This window comes from Jeotgalibacillus aurantiacus, assembly GCF_020595125.1.
Lineage (GTDB): Bacteria > Bacillota > Bacilli > Bacillales > Jeotgalibacillaceae > Jeotgalibacillus > Jeotgalibacillus aurantiacus.
Genome location: NZ_JACNMS010000009.1, coordinates 22,532 through 38,325, shown reverse-complemented (window position 1 = coordinate 38,325; position 15,794 = coordinate 22,532). Strand labels below are relative to the sequence as shown.

General features: G+C 47.0%; 15 protein-coding genes and 1 rRNA gene. 1 reads left to right on the top strand and 15 read right to left on the bottom strand.

Annotated features, from left to right (window positions below):
• The 8 genes from H7968_RS17400 to H7968_RS17365 form a co-directional block, all read right to left on the bottom strand.
• A 16S ribosomal RNA gene (locus H7968_RS17400) occupies positions 1–97 on the bottom strand; the annotation flags it as partial.
• Positions 98–487: 390 nt separating this feature from the next.
• The gene (lysS, locus tag H7968_RS17395; protein ID WP_227397290.1) at positions 488–1,975 is read right to left on the bottom strand and encodes a lysine--tRNA ligase; all 1,488 of its coding nucleotides are present in this window, start codon (positions 1,973–1,975) and stop codon (positions 488–490) included.
• A gap of 169 nt (positions 1,976–2,144) precedes the next feature.
• Positions 2,145–2,663, bottom strand: coding sequence for a 2-amino-4-hydroxy-6-hydroxymethyldihydropteridine diphosphokinase (gene folK, locus H7968_RS17390; protein ID WP_227397289.1), 519 nt, complete (start codon positions 2,661–2,663; stop codon positions 2,145–2,147).
• A 1-nt stretch (position 2,664) separates the two neighbouring features.
• Positions 2,665–3,027: a dihydroneopterin aldolase gene (gene folB, locus H7968_RS17385; protein WP_227397288.1), complete on the bottom strand. Its 363-nt coding sequence runs from the start codon at positions 3,025–3,027 to the stop codon at positions 2,665–2,667.
• A complete protein-coding gene (folP, locus tag H7968_RS17380) occupies positions 3,020–3,841 on the bottom strand; it encodes a dihydropteroate synthase (RefSeq protein ID WP_227397292.1) in 822 nt (273 codons plus the stop codon). The genes folB and folP overlap by 8 nt, the downstream gene beginning before the upstream one ends.
• A gap of 2 nt (positions 3,842–3,843) precedes the next feature.
• On the bottom strand, positions 3,844–4,698 hold the full coding sequence (gene pabC / locus H7968_RS17375) for an aminodeoxychorismate lyase (RefSeq protein ID WP_227397287.1): 855 nt from the start codon (positions 4,696–4,698) through the stop codon (positions 3,844–3,846).
• The gene (pabA, locus tag H7968_RS17370) at positions 4,695–5,285 is read right to left on the bottom strand and encodes an aminodeoxychorismate/anthranilate synthase component II (RefSeq protein ID WP_227397286.1); all 591 of its coding nucleotides are present in this window, start codon (positions 5,283–5,285) and stop codon (positions 4,695–4,697) included. Before pabA ends, pabC begins: the two co-directional genes overlap by 4 nt.
• Positions 5,282–6,691 carry an anthranilate synthase component I family protein gene (locus H7968_RS17365; protein ID WP_227397285.1) on the bottom strand — a complete coding sequence of 470 codons (1,410 nt, stop codon included), beginning with the start codon at positions 6,689–6,691 and terminating at the stop codon, positions 5,282–5,284. Before H7968_RS17365 ends, pabA begins: the two co-directional genes overlap by 4 nt.
• 253 nt (positions 6,692–6,944) lie before the next feature.
• Here H7968_RS17365 and murB point away from each other — a divergent pair, with 253 nt between their 5' ends.
• Positions 6,945–7,805 (top strand): UDP-N-acetylmuramate dehydrogenase, encoded by an 861-nt coding sequence (murB, locus tag H7968_RS17360; protein WP_264476785.1) that lies wholly within the window; start codon positions 6,945–6,947, stop codon positions 7,803–7,805.
• A gap of 100 nt (positions 7,806–7,905) precedes the next feature.
• Here murB and cysK read toward each other — a convergent pair whose 3' ends face one another.
• The 7 genes from cysK to tilS all read right to left on the bottom strand — a co-directional run bounded on the left by cysK (position 7,906) and on the right by tilS (position 15,785).
• On the bottom strand, positions 7,906–8,829 hold the full coding sequence (gene cysK, locus H7968_RS17355; RefSeq protein WP_227397283.1) for a cysteine synthase A: 924 nt from the start codon (positions 8,827–8,829) through the stop codon (positions 7,906–7,908).
• An 85-nt stretch (positions 8,830–8,914) separates the two neighbouring features.
• Entirely contained in the window at positions 8,915–9,823 is a 909-nt protein-coding gene (locus tag H7968_RS17350; RefSeq protein ID WP_227397282.1) for a peptidyl-prolyl cis-trans isomerase, read from the bottom strand.
• Between the two features lie 5 nt (positions 9,824–9,828).
• A complete protein-coding gene (hslO, locus tag H7968_RS17345; protein ID WP_227397281.1) occupies positions 9,829–10,707 on the bottom strand; it encodes an Hsp33 family molecular chaperone HslO in 879 nt (292 codons plus the stop codon).
• A gap of 15 nt (positions 10,708–10,722) precedes the next feature.
• Positions 10,723–11,493 carry a type III pantothenate kinase gene (locus H7968_RS17340; RefSeq protein ID WP_227397280.1) on the bottom strand — a complete coding sequence of 257 codons (771 nt, stop codon included), beginning with the start codon at positions 11,491–11,493 and terminating at the stop codon, positions 10,723–10,725.
• Positions 11,494–11,715: 222 nt separating this feature from the next.
• A complete protein-coding gene (ftsH, locus tag H7968_RS17335) occupies positions 11,716–13,722 on the bottom strand; it encodes an ATP-dependent zinc metalloprotease FtsH (RefSeq protein ID WP_227397279.1) in 2,007 nt (668 codons plus the stop codon).
• 108 nt (positions 13,723–13,830) lie between these two features.
• Positions 13,831–14,382: a hypoxanthine phosphoribosyltransferase gene (hpt, locus tag H7968_RS17330; protein ID WP_227397278.1), complete on the bottom strand. Its 552-nt coding sequence runs from the start codon at positions 14,380–14,382 to the stop codon at positions 13,831–13,833.
• A gap of 23 nt (positions 14,383–14,405) precedes the next feature.
• Complete coding sequence (tilS, locus tag H7968_RS17325) at positions 14,406–15,785, bottom strand: tRNA lysidine(34) synthetase TilS (RefSeq protein ID WP_227397277.1); 1,380 nt, start codon at positions 15,783–15,785, stop codon at positions 14,406–14,408.
• Positions 15,786–15,794 lie beyond the last annotated feature (9 nt).

Below are 15,794 nucleotides of genomic sequence, written 5' to 3'. Positions count from 1 at the left end.
ACATCCGAGAAGCAAGCTTCTCTTCCGTTCGCTCGACTTGCATGTATTAGGCACGCCGCCAGCGTTCGTCCTGAGCCAGGATCAAACTCTCCGTAAAGTGTTTGAAAAGCTCATTGTCTTTTTTATTCGAAAAAGACTTAAAATCTTAAACGTTGACGTTTGGTTGTTTAGTTTTCAAGGTTCAATACTTCTTTTTAAAAGCGATGTCGTTTTTTAGCGACCATGTTATCTTAACATCTGACAAACATCAGTGTCAACAACTTTTTTCACTTTTATTTTTCGCTGCCGTTTGCTGTCGTGGCAACGAATAATAATATACCACGGGGTTCGGATCGTGACAATACCTTTTTTATAAAAACATGAATTATTTTTTCAGGCAGGTTACAGATGTGTAAAGAAGGGACAGAGCACGGCAAAAGGAACACCCGCTCCGTCCCCAAAAAAACACCCGGCTGCCATCAGCAGCCGGGTGCAACGTGTTTCTCTATTAGTCTCTGTGACGCATTAATGGGAATAGCAGTACGTCACGGATGGATGGTGAGTTTGTCAGTAGCATGACCAGTCGGTCGATCCCGATTCCGAGTCCGCCTGTTGGAGGCATACCGTATTCGAGTGCTTCGATGAAGTCATCGTCCATTTCGTGTGCTTCGTCGTTTCCAGCTTCTTTTTCTTTCAACTGTGCTTCGAAGCGTTCACGCTGATCGATTGGATCGTTCAGCTCGGTGAAGGCATTGGCATGCTCACGGCCTACGATAAACAGCTCAAAGCGGTCCGTGAAGCGCTCGTCTTCCGGGTTCTTTTTCGCAAGTGGAGAGATTTCCACCGGGTGTCCGTAAATGAATGTAGGCTGAATTAATGTTTCTTCTACTTTTTGCTCAAAGAATTCATTAACGATGTGACCGTATTCCATAGAATCCTTTACATCAATACCGTGCTCTTTCGCAAGTGCATGGGCCTCTTCGTTCGTCATGTGCTTCCAGAAGTCAACGCCTGTTTCCTGTTTGATGGCATCTACCATGTGCAGACGCGTCCATTTTGGTGTAAGGTCTACTTCGTAGTCACCATACGGAACAACCGTTGTGCCTAATACTTCCTGTGCGATGTGCGCAACAAGGTTTTCTGTCAGATCCATGATGTCGTTGTAGTCAGCGTATGCTTCGTATAGCTCAATCATCGTGAATTCCGGGTTGTGTCGCGTAGAGATTCCTTCGTTACGGAAGACGCGTCCGATTTCATAGACTTTCTCAAGGCCACCGACGATCAGGCGCTTTAAGTGAAGCTCGATCGCAATACGCATATAGAGTTCCATGTCGAGTGCATTGTGATGCGTGATGAATGGGCGTGCAGCCGCTCCACCAGCGATTGAGTGCAGCATTGGCGTTTCTACTTCAAGGTATCCGTTGTTATCAAGGTAACGACGCATCGACTGGATGATTCTGCTTCGTGTAATAAACGTGTTTTTGCTGTTTTCACTTGTAATCAAGTCCAGGTAACGCTGACGGTAGCGCTGCTCAACGTCTTTTAGCCCGTGGAATTTCTCAGGCAGTGGACGCAGTGATTTTGACAGGAGTTCAAAGCTGGATGCTTTAATAGAAAGTTCTCCTACTTTCGTGCGGAAGATTGTTCCGCTTACCCCGATGATATCACCAAGGTCTGCTGTATTGAAAAGCTCATAGGCTTCATCGCCTACTGCATCTTTACGGATATAGAGCTGGATTTGCCCTTGAAGGTCCTGGATATGGGTAAAGCCGGCTTTTCCTTTTCCGCGCTTTGTCATGATCCGGCCTGCGATCGTGACCTCATGGGATGTTTCTTCTAAATCTTCTTTAGACAGTTCACCGAATTCATTTTTGATGTCGGCTGAACCGTGTGTGCGGTCAAAGCGTTTGCCGAATGGATCATTTCCCTGTGCACGGATGGCTTCCATTTTCTCGCGGCGTACGCGGACCTGGTCATTTACTTCTTCATGACTCATGTTTGTCACTCCTTCTTAATTTTTCATGTATGAATCAAGGTACAATACCGGGTTCTTTTGATTACTTGTCTATTTTACACAATATAAACTGTACGTACACCCCTAAAGTCTTTAAAGTCAGTAGACAGAAAAAAACTGCCAGGGTATGATCCGGCAGCTCGGGTTTTATCTATAGGGCCAAAAAGGTATCGGGATTCTGTCTGTCTGTTTTCTTGAATAGACGCACACCTGCCGCATCCTTCAACAGTTCACTAAACGGCTGATGAAGCACAGGATGAATCAGTGAAGCATTTAACTCAAGTAGCGGGACCAGTACAAAGCTGCGCTCGTGCATGCGCGGGTGCGGGATCGTAAGCCGCTCTGTGTCCAGCTGTTCATTACCATAGAGCAGCACGTCGAGATCAATCGTTCGCGGTCCCCAGCGGATCACCCGCTTCCGGCCGAGTGTCTGTTCGATCTCAAGACACCTTACAAGCAGTTCATCCGGAGACAGGTCGGTTTCCACACCTGCAGCAATGTTCAAAAAGACCTGCTGATCCTCATAGCCGACCGGATCGGTTTCATACACAGAAGAAACGGATTGAACGTTGACACCAGCCGTTTCATCCAACAGCCGGATTGCCTGCTGGAGATTGGATAAGGAGTCACCCATATTTGATCCGATTGAGACATAAGCAAGAGCCGGCATATTAAGACCGGCTCCGTGTAATTTCAATGGCAACGGATTTATAATGGCCCGGAATAGGCGGATCCGGTTTGATGACTTCGATTGTGACCTGCTGCAGCTTATCGAATTGCTTCAGCATTTTATCAGCAATCGTTTCAGCAATCGTTTCGACGAGGTTAAAGGTTTCACCCTCCACGACGCTCTTACATGTTTTGTAGACGTCTGCATAGTTAATGGAATCCTCTACATCATCGCTTTTCGCGGAGGTTTTCAGATCAAGCTCAAGTACTGCGTTCACACGAAATCGCTGACCAAGCTTATTCTCCGCTTCAAATACACCGTGGTAGCCGTAAAACTCCATTTCACTTACTTTGATTTTATCCATTCTCTCCACCCTTTCCGTTGAGTGCATCCATCACCTTTGCCATCCGGGATATTTCTTTTACATCGTGCACGCGCATGATATGGCAGCCCTTTTGAATGCCATAGCAGACTGTCGCGCCCGTTCCTTCCATACGCTCATCTGCCGGCAGATCTAAAATGTTGCCGATCATGGATTTCCTTGAAGTTCCGAGCAGAACGGGATACCCCATTACCACGATACGATCAAGGTGCCGCATCATCTCCACGTTTTGTTCAAAGGTTTTGGCAAAGCCGATGCCGGGATCAAGGATCATCTGATGAGACGGCACTCCGGCTTTTTCTGCAATCCTTATACTTTCCTTCAAATCATCAATGGCATCTGCAATAAAATCTTCATAGTTACGGTCTTCCCGATTATGCATTAAAATAATCGGTTTTTGGTATGCAGCCGACACATTGGCAATGTGCGGGTCCCGTTTTGCCCCCCAGACATCGTTAATGATATCTGCACCCGCTTTAATCGCAGCCTCTGCTGTCGCCGATTTGTATGTATCGATTGAGATTGGCAGGTTCACTTCTTTTTTGACTGCTTCAATCACCGGCACCACACGGGCGATCTCCTCTTCAATTGAAACAGGCGTGTGCCCTGGACGGGTGGATTCCCCTCCGATATCAATGATGTCTGCGCCTTCTTCAGCCATTTGCCTCGCGCGCTTCACCGCCTGATCCGGGTCGATATACTGGCCTCCATCTGAAAAGGAATCCGGCGTTGTATTTAAAATGCCCATAATAAGCGTTTTTTTTGTAAAATCGAGTGTATACCCGCCACATTGCATCTTCATGATCTGTTCACCTCATTTACTGCATTCAGCCGATCTTCAACAGCCTGTTTATATAAGCTTTTTAACGACCGGGTGATGTGCTGCCCGTTAAACGTTGCAGCTCCGAGTTCAGTGAGCGGGATCAGCTCCTGAATGGAGTTGGTCACAAACACTTCATCGGCCCGCTCCACTTCCTCAGGTTTAAAGAAACCTTCTTCTATCCGGAAGCCTTCGAGTTTGGCAAGCCTCATCACAAGTTTCCTTGTCACACCCGGTAGAATTCCCGTTTCAACCGCAGGGGTAAAGAGCGTGTCCCCATTCACCCAGAACAAGTTGGACGTAATCCCTTCCGCTGCAAATCCGCCCTCTGTCAAAAAGAGCCCTTCAATAGAAGGAGATGAAATTTCGCGGCGCGCTGCCAGGTTGTTTAAATAGTGATGGGATTTTAAACGGATGACGGTTTCCGGTGTGTTGCGTCTTAGTTTGAGCCACTGTCCTGTTTTTGATGCCAGCACAGGCGGAATCGGCTTTTGCAGAAGCATCACAGTCGGCTCGGAATATGGAGTTGGGTCAAGCCCGATCCCCCGTTCTCCCGCCGAAATATTCAGCCTGAAATAGCCATCCTCTCCGCCATTTGCTTCAAGCAGACGGCGAATGATCTCACGCGTCTGTTCAAACTCCATCTCATAATCAATATTCATCTCTTTTAACGCAGCATTCAGCCGTTCAAGATGATCCGCAAGTAAAAATGGGTGACCATCATACGTACGGAACGTCTCAAACACACCCATTCCATATAAAAAGCCGTGATCAAAGGGAGACATGACCGCGTCCTGCTCCCCGACGATCTGACCATTCAAGTACATCTTCATGGCGTTTCGACCTTATGAGACTGATACGTTTCAAGGAAGTTTTTCAGCAGCTGCTTCCCGTTTTCCGTCATGATGGATTCAGGATGGAACTGCACACCTTCTACCGCAAGCTCGCGGTGACGGATCCCCATAATTTCACCCTGATCAGTCCAGGACGTAATGAGCAGCTCGTCCGGCAGCGTGTGCTTTTCAACGATCAGTGAGTGATAGCGCGTTGCGGTAAACGGCATCGGCATTCCCTGATAAACGGTTTCACCATCATGGTAAACGAGTGACGTTTTACCATGCATGAGACGAAGGGAGCGCACGACGTTACCTCCAAATACCTGCGCAATCGACTGGTGACCGAGACAGACACCGAAAATCGGGATCTCGCCGGCGAAAGCTTTGATCGCTTCAAGGCTGATACCCGCTTCATCCGGACTGCATGGCCCCGGTGAAATCATCAGGTAGTCAGGATTCATCTCCCGGATTTCTTCAATTGTGATCTGATCATTTCGACGGACAATCAGCTCCTGACCGAGCTCTCCGAGAAACTGCACGAGATTATACGTAAACGAATCGTAGTTATCGATCATTAAAATCATGAATTCATCCCTCTGCTTTCCGCCTGATCTTTTGCCTGCCAGAGTGCACGCGCTTTTTTCAGTGACTCCTTATACTCCCGCTTCGGATGCGAGTCGATGACAACACCCGCCCCTGCCTGCACATAAGCCGTTTCGTCTTTTACCAGCATCGTCCGGATGACGATATTTAATTCCATATCACCGTTAAAACCGATCCAGCCGATTGATCCTGTATAAAGTCCGCGGCGCACCGGCTCAAGCTCTTCAATAATCTCCATGGTGCGAATCTTTGGCGCACCCGTGATCGTGCCGCCCGGGAACACCGCGCGGATCACATCAGCCTCATCATACTGTTCATCCAGCGTCCCACGGACATTGGAGACGATATGCATCACATGTGAATATTTCTCGATCACCATGAACTCATTCACTTCAACGGACCCGTACTGGCTGACGCGCCCGAGATCATTACGCTCGAGGTCTACGAGCATGACGTGCTCAGCAAGCTCTTTTTCATTTTGAATGAGCTCATCTGCGAGTCTCTGATCCTCTTTTGCATCCTGTCCGCGTGAGCGTGTTCCGGCAATCGGACGGGTGCTCAGCTCAGTCCCTGCTTTTTTCACTAAAAGCTCAGGGGATGCAGAGGCAATCTGGAACTCAGGCAGCTGAATGTATGACATATAAGGAGACGGATTGAATTCCCTCAGTTCCCGGTAGACAGCATCCGCTTTTACTTTCAGCGGTTTTGCCTGACGCACAGACAGATTCACCTGGAATACGTCACCTTGAGAAATATAGGTACGAATGGCTTCCGCCGCCTCCGCAAAAGCTTCTTCATCCATCGACACTGTCATGTCATCTTCAGGAACACCTGTCGTGACTGCCGAAATCGATTCATTTGTCTCACACGACCTCCATTTAGATACGAGCGCTTCGATGCGATTTTGTACGGGTTCTAAGACACTGTGCATAATCATAAAATATAACGTATCTGTGTGGTGATCAAAAACAAAAAATTCATCAAAAAACAGCATATATACTTCCGGCAGGTCCAGATCATCCCTCGCCTGCTCCGGCAGCTTTTCAATCGAACGGACGTAATCATAGCTGATATATCCGGCTGCTCCTCCCTGAAAATCCGGGAGTTCAGCAATCGGTTCTGTCCGGTAAGGCTCCATCCAGCGGATCAGGTTTTTAACGAGATCTCCATGCATCGTCTGCTGCGTTCCGTTATGGTGAATCGTCAGCTCTTCATCTTTCCCTTTTGCAAAGGCAAAAGGGCGCAGTCCCGCAATGCTGTATCGGCCACCCCGGCCACTTTCAAAAAACAGATGGCGTTCTTCCTGATCAGCCATCTGCTGGTACGTATGAAAAAACGTATCGCGATCTGTTTTTACTGTCTGATACGTGATTGTATATTGACTCATGAATGTTCACTCCCAGGCCATTTACTCACCTTTCATCATACACGAAATGCAGATGAAATTGGTAGAGGAGACCCGCCTCATAAAAAGCGGTCCTTCCTCCTCTTTTCAGATAAAAAATTGACGTATCCCGCTTGATTCCCTATACTTTACCTATTAACGCTCCTTTTAGCGGGAAGTCTCTGCAGAAGGGGCGTTTATATGTGAGAATGTACGTCCCTCGAGCACTATGGCATTTGATCACAGGAGGCACAACATGATTCAGAAAAACGTTCCGTTAAAAGACTATACGTATACAAAAATCGGTGGTAATGCTGATTACCTGGCGATTCCAAAGTCAGTGGAAGAGCTGGCGAAAGCGGTGGAATTCGCACAGAAAAATAACCTGCCATGGATGGTGCTTGGAAATGGCTCCAACGTACTGATTCAGGATGGCGGTATTGAAGGGCTTGTCATCTTAACGACATCTCTGACGAATATGACAATAGAAAATTATACGATCACGGTTCAGGCTGGGGCTCCAATTATTGAAGTGTCTCAGGCTGCACGCGATTTTTCATTAAGTGGACTTGAATTTGCCTGCGGAATTCCCGGAAGTGTAGGCGGCGCGATCTATATGAATGCCGGCGCATATGGCGGAGAGATTAAGGATGTGTGCACGTACGTAACTGTCCTGACGTCGGAAGGGAAAATTGAAAAATTGAGTGCGGATCAGCTTGGCTTTGATTATCGCACAAGCCTTGTCCCGGATAAAAACTGGATCGTTCTCGAAGTTGAGTTCGAGCTTGAGCCCGGAGATCAGACTGTTATTAAGGCAAAAATGGATGAGCTGACGTATTTACGTGAATCCAAGCAGCCGCTCGAATATCCTTCATGCGGCAGTGTATTCAAGCGCCCACCTGGACATTTCGCCGGTAAATTAATTCAGGATTCTGACCTGCAGGGTGTGCAGATCGGTGGCGCACAGGTTTCACTGAAGCATGCCGGCTTCATCATTAACAAAGGCGATGCCACTGCAAAGGATTACCTTAACCTTGTTCACCATGTACAAAAGACGGTAAAAGAAAAGTTCGGTGTCGAACTTGAAAAGGAAGTCCGCGTAATTGGAAGAGCTTAATCAATCACTGTCTGAATGCCTTTTGGCGTTCGGGCAGTTTTTTTATTGAATGAAACAAAAGCAAAAGCAGCCCTTCTGTGTGAGAAGGACTGCATTTTCATTAATCTTCAAATTGATAAAGCGGTGTGCTCAGGTAGCGTTCTCCGTTACTCGGAATCACAGCCAGTACTTTCTTTCCTTTGCCGAGTTCCTTTGCCACCTTCAATGCAGCAAAAATCGCTGCACCTGATGAAATTCCACCAAGAATACCTTCTTCTTTTGCCGCTCTGCGTGCCGTTTCAAAGGATTGATCATTGGTCACCTGAATGACGCCGTCGTATACCTTAGTATCCAGAATATCCGGCACAAAACCGGCTCCGATTCCCTGTATTTTATGTGGTCCAGGCGTTCCACCTGATAAAATCGGTGAATCAGCAGGCTCTACCGCATAAATCTTCACTCCATTAAAATGCTCTTTCAGCACCTGTCCGGCTCCGGTGATCGTTCCACCCGTTCCGATTCCGGCAACAAAAGCATCCAGCTGATCCATTTGTTCGACGATTTCTTTTCCGGTCGTGCGTCGGTGGATCTCAGGGTTGGCTTCATTTTTGAACTGCTGCGGCATAAAATAGCCTTTTTCAGCAGCCAGCTCTTCCGCTTTTTTAATCGCACCCTTCATTCCGTCAGGGCCCGGCGTCAGCACAAGCTCTGCCCCGTAGGCACGAAGCAGATTGCGACGTTCCATACTCATCGTCTCAGGCATGACAAGAACAGAACGATAGCCTTTGGCCGCTGCGATCATCGCAAGTCCGATCCCTGTATTACCACTAGTCGGTTCAATCAATGTATCTCCGGCCTTTAGGTCTCCCTTTTCTTCAGCAGCCTCAATCATCGCAAGTGCGATACGATCCTTTACACTGCTGCCCGGATTCATGTATTCAAGCTTTAGGTAAACGTCCGCTGACTGATCATCAACGAGACGGTTTAGCTTTACAATCGGAGTTTGCCCGACTAATTCAGAAATATTATTTGCAACACGTACCATTCTCTCACTCCTAATCCCTAGTAATGTGATCGGTTTTACATAATGCAAATGTAACAATTTCTCACAAACTTTTCAACTATTTTGATTATTCAGCCTGGCCGTAAAACCAGGAAATTGAAAACTCATCCCAAAACGATTCGGCCGTGACCGGAACGCTCAGCTGTTCCATGGCAAGCTGCCGTTCAATCCGTGATTTCACCTCTTCAAACTCAAACGACAGACCCGCAACATTTTCATGCAGATAAATAATCGCTGAACCGCTTTCAACCGGAATCGGATCTGACCATTCTCCAGGTGAAAGGCTTGAGGCCGCCTCTAAAATAGACGGATCAACAGATTCTGAGTCGACCGGGACATAACCGAGCAACCCTCCCTGACTTGCTGTTGCAGGATCAATGGAGCGTTCGCGCGCCAACGCTTCAAAGGAGGACTCATCCTCGAGCTCTTCAATCGTCTGAACCGCTTCCCCTTCCGTTGGCAACACAATCTGAGACAGACGATACATGTCCGGAATGTTATAGAGATCCTGATTTTCTTCATAATAAGCAAGGAGCTCTTCTTCTGATAAATCGACTTCTGTTGTAATCAGTTTTTCTAAAATCAGTTCCGTTTCAACCTGATTTCTAAGTACAGCTTCATCCGGCAGAGAAGCCTGATCATAGACGTTCAGAACAGAGCGGAGCAGGGACATTTCCTGCTCAAGCTCTTCTTCTGAAACCACTACATTAAACTTTTCTGCTGACTGTTCCATGACAGATTGATTCACGAGCTGCTGCAGCACTTCTTTTCCGTACCGGAGTTCAATCGCGTGCAGCCATTCCTGCCTTGTGATCTCTTCATCACCGACTGTGGCAACAACCTCTGCATCCGCAGCCGGTGTATCTCCATCCTTCGTGATCCAGCCAATCAGGGCAATCAGGTTTGTGACAAGTAAAAATCCGATGATATATAAAAGAGGTTTTGCCTTTAGACGTCTTTTACGGATTTCAGTCATCGTTTTTACTTTGCCTCTTCCAGGAACTCTTCAAGCTCCCCTTTAGAATACTCATATTTTTCATGACAGAAGTGACACTGCGCTTCCGCTTTCCCATCCTCTTCAATCATGGCTTCAATTTCATCTTTTCCTAACCCGATAATGGCTGCACCAAAGCGGTCCTTCGAGCAGTTACAGCTGAATGAAACCGGCAGTGAATCAAGCACACGCACGTTCCCTTCACCAAGAACCGTTTCGAGAATCTGCTCCGGTGACAGACCTTCCTGAATCATTTTCGATACAGGCGGGATCATACCAAGACGCTGTTCCAGTGCATCAACCGTTGATTCTTCAGCCCCCGGCATCAGTTGAATGATAAATCCACCCGCTGCTAAAATCGTATTGTCAGGATTCACAAGAACGCCGACTCCTACAGAGGATGGTACCTGCTCTGATGAAGCGAAATAGTAAGTGAAGTCTTCACCAAGCTCACCGGATACAATCGGTACCTGACCGGTAAAGTTTTCACGCATGCCGAGATCCTTGACGACAGTCAGCGTACCTTCTGTTCCAACAATACCTCTGACATCCAGCTTACCCTGCTCATTCAGTTCCACGTGGGTCTGGGGATTGGTCACATAACCTCGCACTTCCCCTTTGGCATTACTATCTACAAGAATGACGCCAAGAGGACCGTTCCCTTCAATTTTAACGGTGAGGTGATTGTCCCCCTTCAGCATGGCACCCATCATGACACCCGCTGTCATCGCGCGGCCTAAAGCAGCGGATGCTGTTGGCCATGTATAATGACGGTCCTGCGCTTCCTGAACCGTAGCCGTTGTATTGACAGCATATGCACGAATCTGATCATTATATGCTAATGCACGAACCATATAGTCTTTCATTTTAAAAATCTCCTTTCAGTCTTCCTTGTTGCGTTTATAGATTAGCTGAAGCCCCTTCAGTGTTAAAAACGGATCAACAATATCAATAATATCCGATTCCTTGGCAATTAAGGAAGCAAGACCTCCTGTGGCAATAACCTGAACCGGTCCGTTCGCTTCCTTCATCATACGGGAAACGATCCCTTCTACCTGACCAACATAACCATAGACAATTCCGGCCTGCATCGCAGAAACGGTGCTTTTACCAATCACCGTATCCGGGCGGGCGATTTCAATACGCGGAAGCTTAGCTGCCTTTGAATACAGAGCTTCTGTTGAAATGCCAATACCAGGTGCAATGACACCACCCATATACTGACGGTTTTCATTGACGTAACAATAGGTTGTTGCTGTTCCAAAATCAACAATAATCAGGGAGCCGCCATGTTCTTTAATGGCCGCAACCGCATTGACAATCCGGTCAGCCCCTACCTCTTTTGGATTATCATACTTTATATTTAAACCGGTTTTCATTCCCGGTCCAACGACAAGCGGTTTTAAATTGAAGTACTTTTTACACATGCGCTCAAGCGGGAACATCACAGGCGGAACGACAGATGAAATAATGATCCCATCAAAATCAGAAAAAGAAAGGCCAACATGCTCAAACAGGTTTTTCACCAGCATGCCATATTCATCTTCTGTTTTATTCCGGTTTGTTTCCACGCGCCAGTGATGAAGTAATTCATCCTCCCGATACACCCCGAGAACAGTGTTTGTGTTCCCAACATCCAATACAAATAACATCTTTTTTCACCACACCTAAAGTATTCTACACACTGACCACATCATACCACATTTTATGGATTAGACAGGTAGAGAAGTTTCAGCCGGTTAAATTGCCTTGGGGTCGGTTATCTTATTTTATTTCCCGGGAAAGAACCGTATTTCGAAAAAGGCATAAATAGCAAAATCCGCGGTTCCAATATTGGAACCGCGGATCATTTGGCAGTTAAAACGCCTTAGTGATTATGATTTACGCTCTTCATCTGAAGAAGGTGGTGTTTCCTCGAGCAGCTCTTCAGAAGATTTTTCTTCAGGAGCCTTCTCTGAGGAAGTTTCCTCTGAATCAAGCTCTTTTGATTCTTCTGTCACGTCCTTACGCTCGCTGTCGCCATTTGTAGCGCCGGCGCCGTAGTCTCGCTCAGGAAGTTTCCCGTGATCAACAAGGCTCTTGATCTGTTCAGCATCAAGCGTTTCGATATCAAGTAACGTCTCAGCAATCAACTCAAGCTTGTCACGGTTCTCTGTAAGAATCGTTTTTGCACGCTCATAACATTCTTTAATAATGCGCTGAATCTCTGTATCAATTTCATACGCAATTTTATCAGAATAGTTTTGCTCACTGTTAAAGTCACGTCCGAGGAATACCTGTCCCTGCGACTGACCGAACTGAAGTGGTCCAAGCTTATCACTCATACCGAATTCCGTTACCATTCGGCGGGCAATTCCCGTCGCACGCTGGAAGTCATTGTGAGCACCTGTTGATACTTCACCAAAGATAATATCCTCAGCTACACGTCCGCCAAGCAGACCTGTGATCTTATCAAGAAGCTCAGGTTTTGTCATAAAGTAGCGGTCCTCTTTCGGAAGCATAACGGCGTAACCGCCTGCCTGACCACGAGGTACGATCGTTACTTTGTGAACCATATCGGCTTCATCAAGCACAACCCCGATGACGGTATGTCCTGCTTCGTGGAACGCCACAATCTTTCTCTCTTTTTGAGAGATGACACGGCTCTTCTTGGCAGGACCCGCAATAACGCGGTCTGTTGCTTCATCGATATCGCCCATATCGATCAGCTTCTTGTCCTGACGGGCAGCAACAAGCGCCGCTTCGTTCAGAAGATTTTCAAGATCAGCACCTGAGAATCCAGGTGTACGCTGAGCGATGGCTTTCAGGTCGATATTGTCAGAAAGCGGCTTGTTTCTAGCATGTACCTTAAGTACAGCTTCACGACCCGTAACATCCGGGCGATCTACGGTAATCTGACGGTCAAAACGTCCTGGACGAAGAAGTGCCGGGTCAAGAATATCCGGTCTGTTCGTTGCGGCAATCATGATGATTCCTTCGTTGCCTGCAAATCCATCCATTTCAACAAGAAGCTGGTTCAGCGTCTGCTCACGCTCATCGTGACCTCCGCCAAGTCCTGCTCCACGCTGACGTCCGACTGCGTCAATCTCATCGATAAAGATGATACATGGTGCGTTTTTCTTTGCATTTTCAAATAAATCACGTACACGTGATGCCCCGACCCCTACAAACATCTCAACGAAGTCTGATCCGGAGATCGAGAAGAATGGAACGCCGGCTTCTCCTGCCGCAGCACGCGCTAGAAGCGTTTTACCGGTTCCAGGCGGTCCGACAAGCAGAATCCCTTTTGGAATACGTGCGCCAACGTCTGTAAATTTGCGTGGATCTTTCAGGAAGTCTACAACTTCGACAAGCTCCTGCTTCTCTTCGTCTGCTCCTGCCACGTCTTTGAAACGAACCTTTTTCTTCTCTTCTGTATAAAGCTTCGCCTTACTCTTACCAAAGTTCATGACACGGCCACCGCCGCCACCCTGAGCCTGGTTCAGAAGGAAGAAGAATAAAATAAAGATAATGACGAACGGAATAATCGTCGTCAGAAACGTTACCCATCCGCTTGTCTCAGGTGCAGGAAGAACATTCACTTCTGTGCTGTTCTGCTGTGCTACCTCATCAATGGTTTCAAGTGTCGTGCTTTCAAACGGGATGTTTGTAAGGAAGTATTCTTCCTCTGCATATCCGTCAAGCTGCCCGCGAACATTATATACATTGCGGTCAGGCTGAATTTCAATTTCAGTTACATCTCCGCCTTCAAGAGCGTTGATAAATTCACCATATGTGAGTTCCTGGTTTGGCTGGTTTCCGTTATTAAAAAACCCAATAATCCCGATAATTACCAGGAAAATGATTAAATAAAAGATCGTATTACGAAATATCCGGTTCATCCCTTACCTCCTCCCACGGTCAAAGAAACTAATAACAATATTATCATAGTAAAAGAAAACGTGACAACCAATAAGCCTGCTTCAAACGCGCTCTGGTGCGCGTTTCGATTATTCTTCCGAATTCGTATAAATCTCAGGCTTTAACACACCGATATATGGGAGGTTCCGGTAACGTTCCGCATAATCCAGTCCGTATCCGACAACAAATTCATCCGGGACAATAAATCCAACATAATCAGCTTTAATATCTGCTTTACGGCCTGATGGCTTATCAAGCAGTGTCACAATTTTGATTGATTTTGCTTTACGGTATTTGAACAGATCCACCAGGTAGTGAAGTGTCAGACCGCTGTCAATAATATCTTCCAGGATTAAAATATCGCGTCCCTCAACTTTAGTGTTCAGGTCCTTAATGATCTTTACTTCACCTGAAGAAACAGTAGAGTTTCCGTAGCTTGAAACATCCATAAAATCCATCTCAAGGTAAACGTCCATACGCTTAATCAGGTCAGCCATAAACGGCATTGCGCCTTTTAATACGCCAATTGCCAGCGGATATTTATCCTGATACTCTTCTGTCAGCTCCGCACCAAGTTCTTTAATCTTGTCCTGAAGCTGCTCTTCTGTGTACAATACTTTCTCGATATCTTTATTTAACACGACCAATGTCCTCCTAAAAGATCCTAATAATAGATTAACGTATATGCAGCCGGCTCACCGTTCTCTTTCGACAGAGTACGCTTGCGAAGGGCCGGGACCCAAAGTATGGTTCCCTGAGAATCTGTGACGATCGGCCACACATCACGAAGGGGAAGCGGTACTTTACAGTCAATAAATACACGCGTTATCTTCTTCGATCCATTCCCGTCCGGCAGCTGAATTCTGTCTCCCGTTTTCCGGGTCCGAACCGTCAGCGGCCAGTGTACCGGTTCATCTATGTGATAAACATCACGAACCGAAATGGCAGGATGAACCGCTCCTTCCAGGCATTCAATTGTGCCGTCCGGAAGCTCCACCCGTTCTCCAGGCCTGATCACCATCTCGTATCCACCCTCTTCCAGTTCCCTATGTGAAGAAAACTGAAACGTCACGTCAGCATAAGACCGCGTGACTGTGAGCTTTTCCGGAAGATGAATCTGACCGGATGGATGAGGCTGTTCAATCAGCTGAAGAACCGCGCGAACATGCGCAGAAGATAAGGCTGTAGGTACTTTTGCATACAGATAATTTAATATTAGATGAATCACCCTTCTTTGTAAAGGAGGAGCCAAATCGGTAAAAGCAGTTAAATGAAGCACCAGCACCTCTTCATTTTGCCTGGTGACAACTTGATCAAACGCCTCTGTTGCCTGCTTCAAAAGAAACGCCTCATCCTCAGAAACCTCTTCAGTAAAGCGTCGAAAAGCATCATGGACAGATGGATTTTCTTTTTTTAACAAAGGCAGAAGATGGTTCCGGATCCGGTTTCTCGCATATGAATCCGTCGCGTTGGTCGGATCGATTTTTGGCGTCAGGTGATGTTGTTCACAATATTGTTCGATCTCTGATTTAGTGACAGCAAGAAACGGGCGGATCATCACACCCGAGCCAAACGGACGGCTTGGCGGTATGCCTGCCACGCCCTTTAATGTTGTCCCCCTGGTCAGTCGGAACAGCACCGTTTCAATCTGATCATCTGCATGATGACCAAGTAAGAGTACAGTCAGATTTCTTTTTTTCATGATGTCTTTAAAAAATGCATAACGCACATGCCGGGCTGCCGCCTGTGTCCCTCCCCCTGTCTCTGCCATGTGCTTTTTGACATCGGCTCTCAGGGAATGAAAGGGAATCTGGTGCGCGTGGCAATAGGCTTGAACAAATGCCAGGTCTTCATCCGCACTGTCCCGCAGGCCGTGATGCACATGGGCAACCTCCACTTTTTCCGGCCATGGGCTGTGCTGAAAAAAATGCAGCAGCGCAAGTGAATCCGGTCCACCCGATACGGCAATCAGCAGCCGCTCGTGTTCTATCGGGAAATGCTGATCCCGGCAATAACGATTAATTTTCGCGGTAAAATCGCTCATGTCTTGATC